Origin of the sequence: Halorussus gelatinilyticus (assembly GCF_023238445.1) — an archaeon.
Taxonomy (GTDB): Archaea; Halobacteriota; Halobacteria; order Halobacteriales; family Haladaptataceae; genus Halorussus; species Halorussus gelatinilyticus.
The window spans coordinates 376118-389897 of the sequence record NZ_CP096658.1; the positions used below are offsets into that span (position 1 = coordinate 376118).

The 13780-nt window shown below is 67.4% G+C and carries 13 protein-coding genes; 2 read left to right on the plus strand and 11 right to left on the minus strand.

Features of this window, described 5'->3' with window-relative positions:
• Positions 1 to 16: 16 nt before the first annotated feature.
• From M0R88_RS01960 to M0R88_RS02000, 9 genes are all read right to left on the minus strand, one after another.
• Complete coding sequence (locus M0R88_RS01960; protein WP_248655287.1) at positions 17 to 784, minus strand: Nif3-like dinuclear metal center hexameric protein; 768 nt, start codon at positions 782 to 784, stop codon at positions 17 to 19.
• Between the two features lie 87 nt (positions 785 to 871).
• The gene (locus tag M0R88_RS01965; RefSeq protein WP_248655288.1) at positions 872 to 2272 is read right to left on the minus strand and encodes a S8 family peptidase; all 1401 of its coding nucleotides are present in this window, start codon (positions 2270 to 2272) and stop codon (positions 872 to 874) included.
• Between the two features lie 269 nt (positions 2273 to 2541).
• Positions 2542 to 3366, minus strand: a complete 825-nt coding sequence (gene speB, locus M0R88_RS01970) for an agmatinase (RefSeq protein ID WP_248655289.1) — start codon at positions 3364 to 3366, stop codon at positions 2542 to 2544.
• The gene (locus M0R88_RS01975) at positions 3367 to 3747 is read right to left on the minus strand and encodes a translation initiation factor IF-5A (RefSeq protein ID WP_248655290.1); all 381 of its coding nucleotides are present in this window, start codon (positions 3745 to 3747) and stop codon (positions 3367 to 3369) included.
• Between the two features lie 279 nt (positions 3748 to 4026).
• Positions 4027 to 4311: a DUF8028 family protein gene (locus M0R88_RS01980; protein ID WP_248655291.1), complete on the minus strand. Its 285-nt coding sequence runs from the start codon at positions 4309 to 4311 to the stop codon at positions 4027 to 4029.
• 271 nt (positions 4312 to 4582) lie between these two features.
• Positions 4583 to 5707 (minus strand): aminotransferase class I/II-fold pyridoxal phosphate-dependent enzyme, encoded by a 1125-nt coding sequence (locus M0R88_RS01985; RefSeq protein WP_248655292.1) that lies wholly within the window; start codon positions 5705 to 5707, stop codon positions 4583 to 4585.
• A 93-nt stretch (positions 5708 to 5800) separates the two neighbouring features.
• The gene (locus tag M0R88_RS01990; RefSeq protein WP_248655293.1) at positions 5801 to 6706 is read right to left on the minus strand and encodes a ZIP family metal transporter; all 906 of its coding nucleotides are present in this window, start codon (positions 6704 to 6706) and stop codon (positions 5801 to 5803) included.
• A 238-nt stretch (positions 6707 to 6944) separates the two neighbouring features.
• On the minus strand, positions 6945 to 8618 hold the full coding sequence (locus tag M0R88_RS01995) for an ABC1 kinase family protein (protein WP_248655294.1): 1674 nt from the start codon (positions 8616 to 8618) through the stop codon (positions 6945 to 6947).
• 9 nt (positions 8619 to 8627) lie between these two features.
• Positions 8628 to 8984 (minus strand): Hsp20/alpha crystallin family protein, encoded by a 357-nt coding sequence (locus M0R88_RS02000; protein WP_248655295.1) that lies wholly within the window; start codon positions 8982 to 8984, stop codon positions 8628 to 8630.
• 95 nt (positions 8985 to 9079) lie between these two features.
• On the opposite strand from M0R88_RS02000, the gene M0R88_RS02005 reads away from it, so the two are divergent.
• The gene (locus M0R88_RS02005; protein ID WP_248655296.1) at positions 9080 to 10309 is read left to right on the plus strand and encodes a molybdopterin molybdotransferase MoeA; all 1230 of its coding nucleotides are present in this window, start codon (positions 9080 to 9082) and stop codon (positions 10307 to 10309) included.
• 214 nt (positions 10310 to 10523) lie between these two features.
• Positions 10524 to 12470: a molybdopterin biosynthesis protein gene (locus M0R88_RS02010; RefSeq protein ID WP_248655297.1), complete on the plus strand. Its 1947-nt coding sequence runs from the start codon at positions 10524 to 10526 to the stop codon at positions 12468 to 12470.
• Positions 12471 to 12676: 206 nt separating this feature from the next.
• Here the strand turns inward: M0R88_RS02010 and M0R88_RS02015 are convergent, their stop codons facing one another.
• A complete protein-coding gene (locus M0R88_RS02015) occupies positions 12677 to 13327 on the minus strand; it encodes an HAD family hydrolase (protein WP_248655298.1) in 651 nt (216 codons plus the stop codon).
• A gap of 80 nt (positions 13328 to 13407) precedes the next feature.
• The gene (gene lwrS / locus M0R88_RS02020; protein ID WP_248655299.1) at positions 13408 to 13779 is read right to left on the minus strand and encodes an LWR-salt protein; all 372 of its coding nucleotides are present in this window, start codon (positions 13777 to 13779) and stop codon (positions 13408 to 13410) included.
• Position 13780 lies beyond the last annotated feature (1 nt).

The following is a 13780-nucleotide window of genomic DNA, read 5'->3' on the forward strand; positions in this document are numbered from 1 at the left end:
GTGTAGTGAATCGGGGTTACAGTCCGGTCGGCGCGTCGATGTACGTCGTTTCGAGGCCCCACTCCTCCGCGACGGACTGCAACGACCGCACGCCGAACGTCTCGGTGGCGTAGTGGCCCCCGAGGAAGACGGTGATACCGGCCTCGCGCGCTTCGTGGTACGCCTTCTGCTTGCCCTCGCCGGTGACGAGAGCGTCCGCGCCCGACTCGACGGCCTCGTCGAGCCAATCGACGCCGCTCCCGGTGACGATGGCCACGTCTTCGATTTTCTCGGGGCCGAAGTCGAGGACGCGCACGCCCTGCCCGAAGTGGTCGAGTTCGGATTCGAGGGTCTCGCGCAGGCGGTCGGTCGGAACGGGGTCGGGCGCAGTCCCGCGCTGGCCGACGTGTTCCGGTCCCAACTCGCCGAACGGGTCGCGCGATTCGAGACCGAGCAGGTCCGCGATGCCGGCCGCGTTACCCAGTTCTTGGTGCCCGTCCAGCGGGAGGTGCGAGACGTAGAGCGCCACGTCGTTCTCTATGAGGGGCGCGATGCGACCGTACTGACTGCCGGTCACGCGCTCGATGCCGCCCCACGAGAGTCCATGGTGAGTCACGAGCAGGTCCGCGCCGCGGTCGGCCGCGGCCTCGACGGTCTGCTCGGCGGCGTCCACCGCGAACGCGACGGTCTCGACCTCGCGTTCGTCAGGGCCGACTTGGAGTCCGTTCGAACTCGCGTCCACGTCGGCGTAGTCGCTCGTTCGGAGTTCGTCGTCGTATCCGGCGACAATTTCGGAAAGGTCCATGTTCGGGGTTTGTGTTCGGGAGGGCTTGTATCTGTATCTCCGGTGGTCCCAGCGAGGTCGAAGACGATTTCCGAAAAGAGAGTCCGCTTACCGAGACTGGACCGCACCGAGGGGGTCGACGAAACCGTGCCCGTAGTAGGCTTTGTCGTAGCCGTCCGGCACCGAGGCCGTCTGTTCCAGCGCGTTCTGCACCTGGTTGGCGTTCAGGTCGGCGGCGCTGCTCTTGACCAGCGCGGCAGCGCCCGTAACCTGCGGCGCGGCCATGCTCGTCCCGGCCGCGTAGCCGTAGCCGTACTCGGCACCCTCGTACTCGCCGTCGTCGCCGTAGGAGGGGACTGCAATCGTACTCAGAACCAGGTCGTGGTACGCCGCACCGCCGTAGTTCCCGAGCGCGCTCAGGTCGGCGTCACCGCCGGGCGCGCCCACGTTGACGGCGTTCGTCCCGTAGTTGGTGTAGAACGCCGGACTCTTCGGTGAGTCTTCTACGCCGTCGTCGCCCCACTCGAAGCCGATCGGGCCGGTCGCGCTGACGCTCATTACGCTCGCGGCCTCGTTCGGGACGCTGATCGGGTTGAGACACACCGTCTCCCCGGCGTCGTTCTCGTAGCAGTACGGCGTGTCGTGTTGGAGGTCCGCGCTGTCGTTGCCCGCCGACATCACCAACAGGGTGCCCTGCCGGTCGATGTACGTCGTCGTGCGGTTGAGCACTTTGCCGTAGAAACTGCCGTAGCCCTCGCGGGAGACCGGATAGGCCCCGAGGCTGAGGTTCGCCGCGTCCGCGCCGATTTCGGCGCTGTAGAGCATCGCGGCCAAGATGTCGCCCCAGTAGGCGTACGGTCCCGTCGAGAACACCCGGCAATCGACGACTTCCGTCTCGGGTGCCGACCCCAGCACGCCGAAGTCGTTGTCGCCCGCCGCGACGATGCCCGCCACGTGGGTTCCGTGATAGCCGCCGTAGGGGCCGGCCGCGCCGTAATTGTCCGCCGTGAAGTTGCGAGACAGGTCCTCGTTGACGGCGTGGGCCAAGTCCGGGTGGTCCGCGGCCACGCCGGAGTCGATGACCGCCACGCGGGTCTGCTCGCCTCGCGTCTCCTCGTGGACCTCGCGGATGTCCTGAACCTGCTTGTCCCACTGGTACTCGTACAGCGACTCCTCGGAGCCGTCTTCCTCGTGCGCGTCCGGCCCGACCCGTTCGACCGGTTCGTTCCGCGAGATTCGAACGTCCGGCGCGTAGGCGTCAGTGACGGACGCCACCTCGTCTTCCGCGCCGCGAACCACCGCTGCGTCGATAGCGTCGAGGTCGTGGGTCACTGTCAGGTCCGTCCCCTCGAACGCGTTCCGTCCGGCCTCCTTCGTGTCCACGACGAATCGATTCGCCGCCGGACCACTCCGGGCCGCTCCGGCGACGTGGCTTCCGAAAGCGAGGGTGCCGACCGCCGCGCCGCTGTACTTCAGCAGTTCTCGTCTGCTTGTGGTATGTCGAGTCACACCATATACCAAAGCAACTCGCACGATTAAGTATGAAGTCTTTACTGCCCGTTTCGTCTGGTTCAGGCAACGCCTGAAGTCATAGGTCTGACGTGTTCGGCCGGCTTTCGAGTTACCTGAGGGTCCCGTCGGGACGAAACTGCTCGGGAGCGAGGCGAGTCACGAAACGGCCCGAAAGCAACAAAAAACATTATCTCGGAAATAAATATGTGGCTTTAGGGAACAAATTTCGTTGTCAGAAGTGGGGTTCGGCGTCGATGCTCGACGATTCAGCCGTCCGGGTCCGCGACCGCTGCGTCCGCGAAGACGAACTCGCGGAGCAACTTCCCGCCGAGCGCCGCGGCCTGTCCGTCGTCGCGGTCGTTGACCTCCACCACGTCGAAACCCGCGACGCTCCCCGTGGCGGCCACCTCGCGCACCACGTCGCGCATCTCCCGAGGCGTCATGCCGAACGGCTCCATCGTCCCGGTACCGGGCGCGAATCCGGGGTCCGCGCCGTCGATGTCCACACTGAGGTAGACGCTCGCGTCCGAATCGAACTCGGGCGACCAGTCGGCCACGTCCTCCGGGGCCACGACCGTCACGTCCGACTCGCTGGCCCGAGTCCACTCCGCTTCGCTCCCGGTTCGCGCGCCCAAAACGACGGCTTCGTCGGCCACATCGAGCGCGTGGCGGGTGACGGTCGCGTGGCTCAACTCGTTGCCGTCGTACTCCTCGCGCAGGTCGAGATGCGCGTCGAGACAGACGAACACGTCGGGGTCGGTCGCGCGGACGCCCGCGACCGTGACGGTGTGCTCGCCGCCGAGCAGAAGGGGCACGGCGTCGTCCCAACGAACGTCGGTGACGACGCCTTCCAGATAGTCGAGATACTCGGCGGCGTCGTCCCACGCTCGCACGTCGCCGTGGTCGTGGACCGCGAGGTCGGAGAAGTGCCGGCCGGTGCGCGCGTCGTAGTCGTCGTAGGTCCGGGCGAACCGCCGGATTCGCTCCGGGCCGAACCGGGCACCGGGCTGGAACGTCGTGGAGACGTCGAGTGGCGCGCCGACGACCACGTAGGAAGCCTGCTCGCGGTCGGCGGACGCGCCGGGAAACATCTATTCGAGAATCTTACGCTGCTCGTCCATTTCGAGGTACTCGATCTCGTCGTCGGGGGAGAGCGAGACGTCGCCGGGGGTCTTGATGGTGATGGTCTCGTAGGTTTCGAGGTCCATGACCTGCGCCACGTCGGCGCTTTCGACGGAGACGACCTGTCCCTGCTTGCGGTTGATGATGGGGACCCAAATCTTGGCGTCCACGGGCTGAGAGAGACTGCGCTTCTTGCCGTCGAAGACGCCCTCGGCCTCGATGCGGGCCTTCGCGCTGCCGTGCTTGCCCGGCTTGGCCGTGCTGTAGGAGTTGATTTCGCACGCCGCGTCGTCGATCATCACGTAGTTGCCTTCCTGCAGGTCCCGCACTTCCTTCTGCTCTTTTGCCATATGGCCGGATAGCAGATGCGACGGTATAAACAGTTTGGAATGCGTTTTCCCCCGCTTCCCGTCATTTCGTCCGTACGGTCGGTTCACGTGGCCGACAGCTCTGGCCGTGGCGACTGGCGGTGACTGGGAGCGAGGCGGTCGAAGCGGAGAGAGGAGCGAGCGGAGGGCCGAAGATTCGGGCGGGGCGAGTGCGGACGGAGAGCGTGTCCGGCGGAGAGCCGAGCGGGGTGAACCACGACAGCGGACCGACGGGCGGCAGGTGACTCGTCGGACGAAGCGTCAGTCGGCCCGGTGGCCGTGGCCGGCGAGGAGCGCGACGGCGTGGACCGCCAGCAGGAGGCCCAGCGACACGCGCTCGAAGCCGGGAACTCCGCCGCCGAGCCAGCCTGCCAGCACCGGGACGTAGAACAGCGGCAACACGACCGCCGACCAGAAGCCGACGAACTGGAAGGGCGTTGCCAGCACGTCGAGGGCCGACTGGCCCAGTTCGAGGGCGTCTGCGAGTCGGCTGTCGGGCAGTTCGTCCGTGAGCGGGCTGTCGATGGTGGAGGGAGCGTTCGACATTGGGGTGGTCACCTATCTCCCGCTTGGAACCCCAACCCCATATAAAGGGAAGAGCGTTAGCGGAAATTTGCGTCTTTTACCCCCGACCCGGAGCTTTTCGGCGGATTCACGCAGCTCGCCCGACGTTTTATAAATTCTTCAGAGCGCTCTAGAAATTTTAAAACCGAATCTGAGGGCGTTTCGCCGAAATCAGAGAACGTGGTACGACTACGCATCTCAATCGTGGGAATGCACTGCACGGACGGCGGTTTCGCGGCGACGCCGAGGACGGTCAGCCGTGGCGCTCGATGCAGTCACCGACCCGCGCGAGACCCTCCTCCAGTTCGTCGGTCGGCAGGCCGAACCCGATGCGGAAGTAATCGCCGTAGCCGAACAGTTCGCCCGGTGCGAGGACGACGCTCGCCTCTTCGACCACGGTCCGGCAGAACTCCACGCTCCCGTCGAATCCGTCGGGCACCGAGACGAACCCGTTGACGCCCACCGGGTCGTACCACGCCAAGTCGTGCTGGGAGACGAACTCCCGGACGCGCTCGCAGTTGTGTGCCGCGAGTTCGCGGTTCTCGGCCAGAATCGACGCCTCGCGCTCGCCGAGCGCCTGCCGGGCGAGGTGCTGGCCGAAGATGGACGGCGAGATGGTGGTGTAGTCCTTCCACTGCCACGCGCGCTCTACGACCTCCGACGGCCCGGCTATCCAACCGAACCGCAGGCCGGCGAGACCGTACGCCTTCGTCAGGCTGGTCGTACTGATGCCGTACTCGCCCATGCTCGCCACCGGCGGCAGGGGGTCCGACGAGAGCAGGCGATACACCTCGTCGCAGAGCAGGTAGGCGTCGTGGTCGGCCGCGAGGTCGTAGAGCGCCCGGACTTTCTCCTCGGCGTGGTAGCGCCCGGTCGGGTTGTTCGGGTTGTTCAGGACCACGACCGAGGTCTCGGGGCGCATCGCGTCGGCCACCGCGTCCACGTCCAACTCCCAGTTCGGCGGTTCGAGCGGGACTCTGCTCACGTCGCCGAGCGCCTCCGGCACCGCGTGGAGCGCCTGATAGGTCGGCGTGACGACGACGGCGTGGGGGTTCCGCGAACCGGAACCGGACGACGAGGAGGCGGCGTCGCCGCCGAGCGCCCGCTCTTCGTCGAGGACGGACAGAAACGCCAGCAGGTTGGCCTCCTGCGTGCCGCAGGTGAACAGCACTTCGTCGGCCGTGCGGTCGTACCGCGCCGCGACGTCGGCCCGGAGTTCGGGGTCGCCGTTCGTCGGAATGACGTAGCCGAGTTTGCCGGGGTCGAGGTCGAACCGGTCGGCTTCGAGGCTCCGGATGCCGCTCTCTGCGAGCATGATGTCGGCCTCATGTTCGTACTCGGCGAACCAGCGTTCGAGTTCGAAGGGCGCGATGTCCATACCGACGACACGCGGGCGACGAGCGTAAAGTCACGGGAAGCGACAGTCGTCAGCCCTCGCTCGAACTCGTCTCGCCACACACCGCTCACGTCTTCAGACGTACATCAGCGGGACCATCGCGGCGATTCCGGCGGCGAGTCCGGCGACCAGTTCCTTGTAACCGTTGCCGGGGAGGTCCGCGCCGGTCTCCAGCGCCTCGGGGACGAACTCGGTGGCGACCAGATATATCATCGCACCCGCCGCGAACCCGAAGCCGAACGGGAGGAACTCCTGCGCCCAGCGCACGAACACGAACGCGACGACCGCGCCGATGGGTTGGGGGAGACTGGAGAAGACGGCCGCGCCGACCATCCGCCACTTGCTCACGTTCATCGCGCGCATCGGGATGGAGATAGCCAACCCCTCGGGCACGTTGTGGATGGAGATGGCGACGGTCATGAAGACGGCGAGCAGCGGCACCGAGAAGCCCAGAATCGGGATGCCGCCCTCGAAGCCCAACTCGGCGAACGAGACGCCGATGGCGACGCCCTCCGGGAAACTGTGGACCGTCAGGATGCCGAGGACGAGGACGAGCGTCTTGAGGTCGCCCGTGGCGATGGCCTCGGCCTCCATCGCGTGGTCGTCGTGGTCGTGGCCCCCGCCGTCGGCGTGGACCGACTCGTCGGCGTCGCGGCCGTCGTCCGCGTCGCCGTGACCCGTGTGAACCCCGACGTCGATGGTGTCGAGCGCCCAGTCGGCGACCTCCACGAGGACGACGCCCGCCAACAGGCCGCCGACCATCAGCGTCGGAAAGCCGCCCGCCGCGTAGGCCAGCCCCTCGTTTATCAACCCGAACAGCGACGCCGAGACCATGATTCCGGACGCGAGTCCCCACAGCGCGACGTTCCAGCGGTCGCTGAAGTCCTCGACCACGAAGAAGGGGAGCGCGCCGAGACCCGTGGCGAGCGCCGTCACGAGTCCCGCGACGAACACCAGCACGAGGTTCTCGAAGAGTGCCATGTGCGTTCGTTCTCACCACTGGCCAAAAAGAGTTTCCAAAACGCTAATCTGTTTTTGGCTATCCTAAAACTAGTCGGGCAGAGGGCCTCGTAGTGACGACTCCGCGGCGGGTCGGACTCACGGCTCCCGACGAAATCGAGTCGAAAAACGGCATGCTGGTTGTGGAACGAGTGGCACTCCCGCAAAGAGTCGAGACCGGCTTCGCTCGGGAGGCGACCCGTTACGCTCCGGGACGGCCTCACTCACCGCCCCGCCGCTGGCGCATCTCGTGGCGGGTGAACTGCGGGGTGACTCGAGTCCCCTTGCGTCCGCGGAAGGTCCGGTAGAGCAGGGCCGCGATGGCGAACGAGAAGACCGCCGCGACCGCCGCGGCTTCGACGGAGGTCAGCGCGTAGAGGAATGCGGTCGAGAACGCGCCCGAGGCCAGCAACATGCCGTAGACGAGTCGCTTGGCCAGTTTCTCGAAGACGTCGTTGCCGTCCTCCACGTCGGCCCGGACGTAGAAGTCCTCGCGCTCGATGCGGTCCAGCGTGTCCTCCAGTTTCGGCGGGACCCGGACCGACGACTGGATGGACCGCTGAATCTGGTCGCCGGTCTGGCTGGCGAACTGCTTTATCGACTCCTCGCGGTAGCCCTGTGCGGTCAGATAGTCGGTCGCCACCGAGATGAAGTCGAAGTCGGGGTCGAGCGTGACGCAGACCCCCTCGACCACGGTGGCGACGCGCAGGACCAGCGCGAGGTTCGAGGGCAGGCGCAGGGGGAACTCGTAGATGGTGTCCTCGACCTGCTCGACGATCTGCTGGACGCGGTAGGTCTCGATGTCCTCGCCGCGGGCGTCCTCGATGGCCAGTTCCATCACGTCGCCCATCGTCGCGCGGTCGGCCTCCGGGCTGAGGGTGCCCATCTCCACGAGCGCGTCCAGAATCCCGTCGATGTCCTGGTTCGCCACCGCGATGTAGAAGTCGATGATCTTGTCCTGGACGAACTCGTCCACGCGACCCGACATCCCGAAGTCGTAGAAGACGATGGTGCCGTCGTCCCGCACGGCGAGGTTGCCCGGATGCGGGTCGGCGTGGAACACGCCGTCCTCCAGCAACATCTGGAGGTACGCTTCCTGTAAGTTGACCGCGAGCTGGTGGCGGTCCACGCCCACCGCGTCGAGTTCCTCCACGTCGTTAATCTTCGTGCCGGTGATGTACTCCATCGTCAGTACGCGCTGACCGGAGTGCGAATCGACGACCGCGGGAATCGCTACGTCCTCGTTGCCCTCGAAGTTCGACCGAATCTCTTCTAGCATCGCGGCCTCGCGCTCGTAGTCCATCTCCTGCCTGATGGTCCGGTCGAACTCGTCGGCGAGGGTCTCCAGCGAGAACGCCCGCGCCTGCCCGATAAAGCGCATCAGAACGGGGAGCGACCACTGGATGACCCGGAGGTCGGCGTTGACCAGTTCCTCGATGTTCGGTCGCCGGACCTTCACCGCGACCTCCTTGCCGTCGATTTCGGCGATGTAGACCTGCCCGAGGCTCGCGCCGCTGATGGCGTCGGTGTCGAACGCGTCGAACCGCTCCTCGATGGGACCCACTTCGTCTTCGAGGACCGCGCGCGCCTCGGCCCAGTCGGCGGGCGGCACCTCGTCTTGGAGCTTCGACAGCACCTCGACGTACTCGGGCGGGAGGACGTCGGGCCGCGTCGAGAGCAGTTGCCCGAGTTTGATGAACGTCGGCCCGAGCGTCAGCAGCGACTCCAACAGGGTGTTGGCGCGCTCGACGCGCGTCTCGCTATCGACCCGGCGGCGACTGCCGAACAACAGGAACCGGCGGCGGTCGCGGGCGTAACTCAACAGCAGCGGCAGGAAGTGGTACGCCACGACGAAGAACCGCCGGTACGCGCGGAGGTTAACCAGTGTGACCACCTCGCGGCGTCACCGACTCTCGATGGGGATTTCCTGCTCGGGCGTCGCCTCGCGCTTCGGCAGGCGAATCTCCAGCACGCCCCGGTCGATGGTCGCCTCGGCGTCCGCACCGGTCGCGTCCGGCGGCAGGGGCAGGTCGGCGTCGAGGAACAGCGACCGCTCCTCTTGGAGGTAGGAGAACTCCATGGGAACGTCCTTCTCGCGGCGCGCCTCGATTTCGAGTCGCCCGTCGCTGACGCCCACGTCCACCGTCTCCTCGTTGACACCCGGCAGGTCGATGACCAGCAGGTAGGCGTCGTCGCTCTCCAGCAGGTCGGCGAACACCGCGTCCGGCAACTCCCGCATGGCCTCACGAAGCGCTGACATACCTGCATCTTAGGACGGAAGGGCGAAAAAGGGTGTGGTCGCGGTCTGCGGCCCGTTCCCACACGTTTTTGGCCGCGGACTGCCGATTTCTACCCATGACCGAGGAGCAACCCGACAGAAGAGAGTCGGGGTTCAAGGACAAGACCCGCGTCGGCGAGGCCCGCGAGCGACTCCTCGACGCCGTCGCGCCCCACGACCGGACCGAGGAGGTCCCGCTCGCGTCCGCCGACGGGCGCGCCCTCGCGGAGGCGGTCGTCGCGGCGCGGGACGTGCCCCACTACCCCCGCGCGGCGATGGACGGCTACGCGGTCCGCGCCGAGGACACCTTCGGCGCGAGCGACCGCTCGCCCGAGGTGTTGCGGAACGTCGAGGAGATGGAACCGTCCGGGGCCGTCCGGGTCCACACCGGGAGCGAACTCCCCGAGGGCGCGGACGCGGTGGTGATGATAGAGCAGGTAGACGAGTTCGGACGGGACGTGGAGGTCTTCGACGCCGTGGCCGAGGGCGAGAACGTCGCGCCGGTCGGCGAGGACGTCGAATCGGGCCAGCACCTCTACGACGCCGGCCACCGCCTGCGGCCCTCCGACATGGGCCTGTTGAAGTCGGTCGGCGTCGAGGCGGTGACGGTCCGCGAGCGACCCACGGTCGGCGTAATTCCGACCGGCGAGGAGTTGGTCCAGTCCGACCCCGACCCCGGCGAAGTCGTCGAGACCAACGGGCTGACCGTCTCGCAGTACGTCGAACGGTGGGGCGGCGCGGCGACGTACCGCGAGGTCGTGACCGACGACCGCGACGCGCTCCGGGCGGCCATCCAGCGCGACCTGACGAAGGACGTGGTGGTCACGACCGGCGGTTCGTCGGTCGGCGAGCGCGACCTGCTCCCGGAAGTAGTGTCCGACCTCGGGGAAATCCTGTTCCACGGCGTCGCGCTGAAACCCGGTCACCCCGTCGCCGTGGGCGTTGTGGAGGAGACGCCCGTCGTCGTGCTACCGGGCTATCCGGTGGCCTGCATCGTCAACGCGGTCCAGTTCCTCCGGCCTGCATTGAAGGCGGTCGGCGGCCTTCCCCGCGAGTCGTTCCCGACGACCGAGGCGCGACTCGCCCGGAAGATTCGGAGCGAACCGGGGATTCGCACTTTCGCGCGGGTACAGGTCGAGGCAGGTGGCGACGACGGGAGACCGGTCGCCACGCCGACCAGAGCCTCGGGGTCAGGTGTGCTGTCGAGCGTCGCACTCGCGGACGGTTGGGTCGAAGTGCCGGAGGGCCGCGAGGGGATTCCAGAGGGCGAGGTCGTGGCGGTACAGGACTGGGAGTGGTCGGCGTGAAACGTAACAGTTCCCGTTTGCAACGGTGGCGACGGTACCGCAGACGAAGTAAACGAGACAGCAGATTCCTCGTAAGCCCTCGCGCGCCTTTTCAGTCCGCCGAGGACGGTGGACTACCGGCCGAGCGAACACCGAACCGTCGAGGCGAGACCGCAGTAGCCGAATCGCTCACCCGTAAACCGACCCCCGAAACGAACGCAGGAGCCGATACGCAATGACCGACCGAAAGGAGTTCAGAGACCTCGCCGACCCCGCAGACGCCCGCGACGCAATCGCCAGCCTCGACCTCGCACCCGACCCCGAGGAGGTCCCGCTCGCCGAGGCGCGGGGCCGCGTCCTCGCCGACCGCATCGACGCCCAACTCGACGTTCCGGGGTTCGACCGCGCGAGCATGGACGGCTACGCCGTGCGCGCCCGCGACACCTTCGGCGCGGACGAGACCGACCCCGCGACTCTCGACCTCGCCGGAACCGTTCACGCCGGCGAGGAACCCGACGTAGCCGTCGGCGAGGGCGAAGCCGTCGAAATCTCGACCGGCGCGGTGATGCCTCCCGGCGCGGACGGCGTGGTGATGGTCGAACGAACTGACGAGTCCGAGGAGGGCGAAGCCGTCGCGGTCCGGACCGCCGTCGCGCCCGGCGACAACGTGATGCTCGCGGGCGCGGACGTGGCCGCCGGCGAGCGCGCGCTCGGTCCCGGAACCCGGCTCACGGCCCGCGAAATCGGCCTGCTGTCGGCGCTCGGCGTCGAGTCGGTTCCGGTCCGGGGGAAGCCGACCGTCGGCATCGTCTCGACCGGCGACGAGTTGGTGCGGCCCGGCGAGGAGGTCGATAGCGCGGCGGGCCAAATCTACGACGTGAACAGCTACACCGTCGCGGCCGCGGTCGAGGAGGCGGGCGGCGAACCGAAGCTCTACCCGCACGCCGGCGACGACTACGACGAGATGGAGGCGATTCTGCGGGAGGCCGCAGCGGAGTGCGACCTCGTGCTGTCCTCGGGGTCCACGAGCGCGAGCGCGGTGGACGTCATCTACCGGGTCATCGAGGAGCGCGGCGAGTTGCTCCTCCACGGCGTCGCCGTCAAGCCCGGCAAGCCGATGCTGGTCGGGCGAGTGGGCGACTCGGCCTACGTCGGTCTGCCGGGCTACCCCGTCTCGGCGCTGACCATCTTCCGGACGTTCGTCGCGCCCGCGATTCGGCGCGCCGCGGGGGTGCCCGAACCGGCGACGGCGACCGTCGAGGCGCGGATGGCCGCCGAGGAGCGCTACGGCGAGGGCCGGATGCGGATGATGCCCGTGGGTCTCACAGAGACCGGCGAGCCCCGAAGCGCCTCGAATACGAGCGGTGGAGCCGCGAGCGGCGACCTGCTGGCCTACGTCGTGGACAAGGGAAGCGGCGCGACCACCAGCCTCGTGGAGGCCGACGGCGTGGTCGAGGTCCCGGCCGACACCGCCTACCTCGCCGAGGGCGAGACCGTCGAAGTGCAACTGTTCTCGCCGGACGTGCGCCCGCCGACCGTGCTGGGCGTCGGCGAGGACGACCCCGCCCTCGCCCGCCTGCTCGACGCCGTCGAGCGCCCGCGATACCTCTCGGTCGGGTCGCGCGAGGGCCTGCGACGCCTCCGGGACGGCGTGCCCGACTTCGCGGTCACCTCGGGCGAACCGGCCGACTCCGCGAGCGACCGCGGCGTCGATGCCACCGAACTCGCCAGCTACCGGCGCGAGTGGGGACTGGTCGTGCCGTCGGGGAACCCCGAAGACATCGCCGGTCTCGCCGACCTCGTAGACCGCGACCTGCGATTCGTCAATCGGGGGTCGGACTCCGGCCTGCGGACCAGCCTCGGGAACGCGCTGGCCGACCTCGCCGACGAGCGCGGTGCGACCCGCCACGACCTCGTGGAGTCCATCGACGGCTTCGAACTCGCGGCGAAGGCCCACGAGAGTCCGGCCAGAAAGGTCGCCGCAGGGCGGACCGACGCCGGTCTCGGCCTGCGCGCGACCGCCGAGAAACTGGGCCTCGGCTTCGTCCCGGTCGACACCGAGACGGTGCGCGTGCTGGCGAACCCCGACCGCGAGTCCAAGCCCGGCGTCCGGGACCTCGACGCCGCGCTTGACGAGCGACTGGACGCCGTTCTGGGCGACTTGCCGGGGTTCGACCGGTAGCGCTCGACGCGGCTCTCGTCGCGGACGCGCTCGGTGACGAAGACCACCGGAATGCGCTCGGCGAATTAGCCGACGGGGCGGGGGATTTCGAGACCGTCGTCGCGACGTCCTCTGCGGTTACTGTTGCAGTTCGACCTGAAAGCGACAAAACAACTCTCAAGTAAGGCAATAGGTTGCCCAAGAAAACACAACGTCCTCTAACGGACTCAGTTCGACTCCGCCATCGCCAGCAACTCGTCGAAGCTCTCCACTCGGTAGTCTCCGAGGACGCACTGCTCCCGACGGTGGTGGCCGTGGCGCTCGACGTGAATCGCGTCGAGTCCGGCGTTCCACGCCGCGCCCACGTCGCTCGCGCCGTCGCCCGCGTAGACGCCGTCGTAGCCGTCCCCGTGGACCCCTATTTGCTCGCGGGCGTGGTGGAGCGGCGCGGGGTCGGGCTTCCAGCCCAAGTCCTCGTCGCAGCAGATGACCGTGTCGAACCAGTCGCGGATGCCGAGTTCGTCGAGCACGGGGTCGGCGAGGAACGACTGGCAGTGAGTCACGAGGCCGACCGGGCAGTCGAGGTCTGCCACGAACGCGGCGTCGTCGTAGAGGTACGTCTCTTCGGCACGGCGCTGTGGGTCCTCGATGTCGTGGAACGCCGGCCAGAAGTCTTCGGGGTCGATGCCCCACTTGCGCAACTGCTCGTTGCGGTTCCCGCCGAGACCGTGCCACAGAATCTCGGCCTCGCGGTCGGTGAACTCGCGACCGAGGCGGTCGCCGACCCTATCGAACACCGAGCGCGGATACGACCAGTCAACGTCGATGAGGGTGCCGTCCAAGTCCAAGAGCCAGTAATCGTACTCGCGGGCGACCATAGGGACACTCGTGTAGGCGCTCGGGTAATTTAAGCCTTTTTCGGAGGTGGGTTCGCCGACCGGTCTTTCGGGCGCTGGCGCTACTCCTGTACCTCGATGGAACTCCCGAGGTACTTGTTCAGCACCGCCGACACCGAATCGTCGTTGAACGTCGCCAAGTCCGCGCCAATCTCGTCTTTCAACGCGTCGAGATACTCCTCGTCGGTCTCGAACGCGCGGTACTCGACCGACAGGACGGTCGCGTCCAGCGCCTCCTCGGTCAGTCGCCGGAAGTGGCGCTCGTCGTTTATCTCCCCGCGCCAGAGGTTGTCGCGGAAGAACAGCCACCCCTCCTCGCCCGGCAGGTCGGCATCGCGGGAGAGTCGCGTCTCGAACTCGTTCGGTTCGACCGAGACGCCGCCGACCGTCGGGTCGAGGCGAAACCGAACCGCGAAGACGTAGCGAGCGTCCATC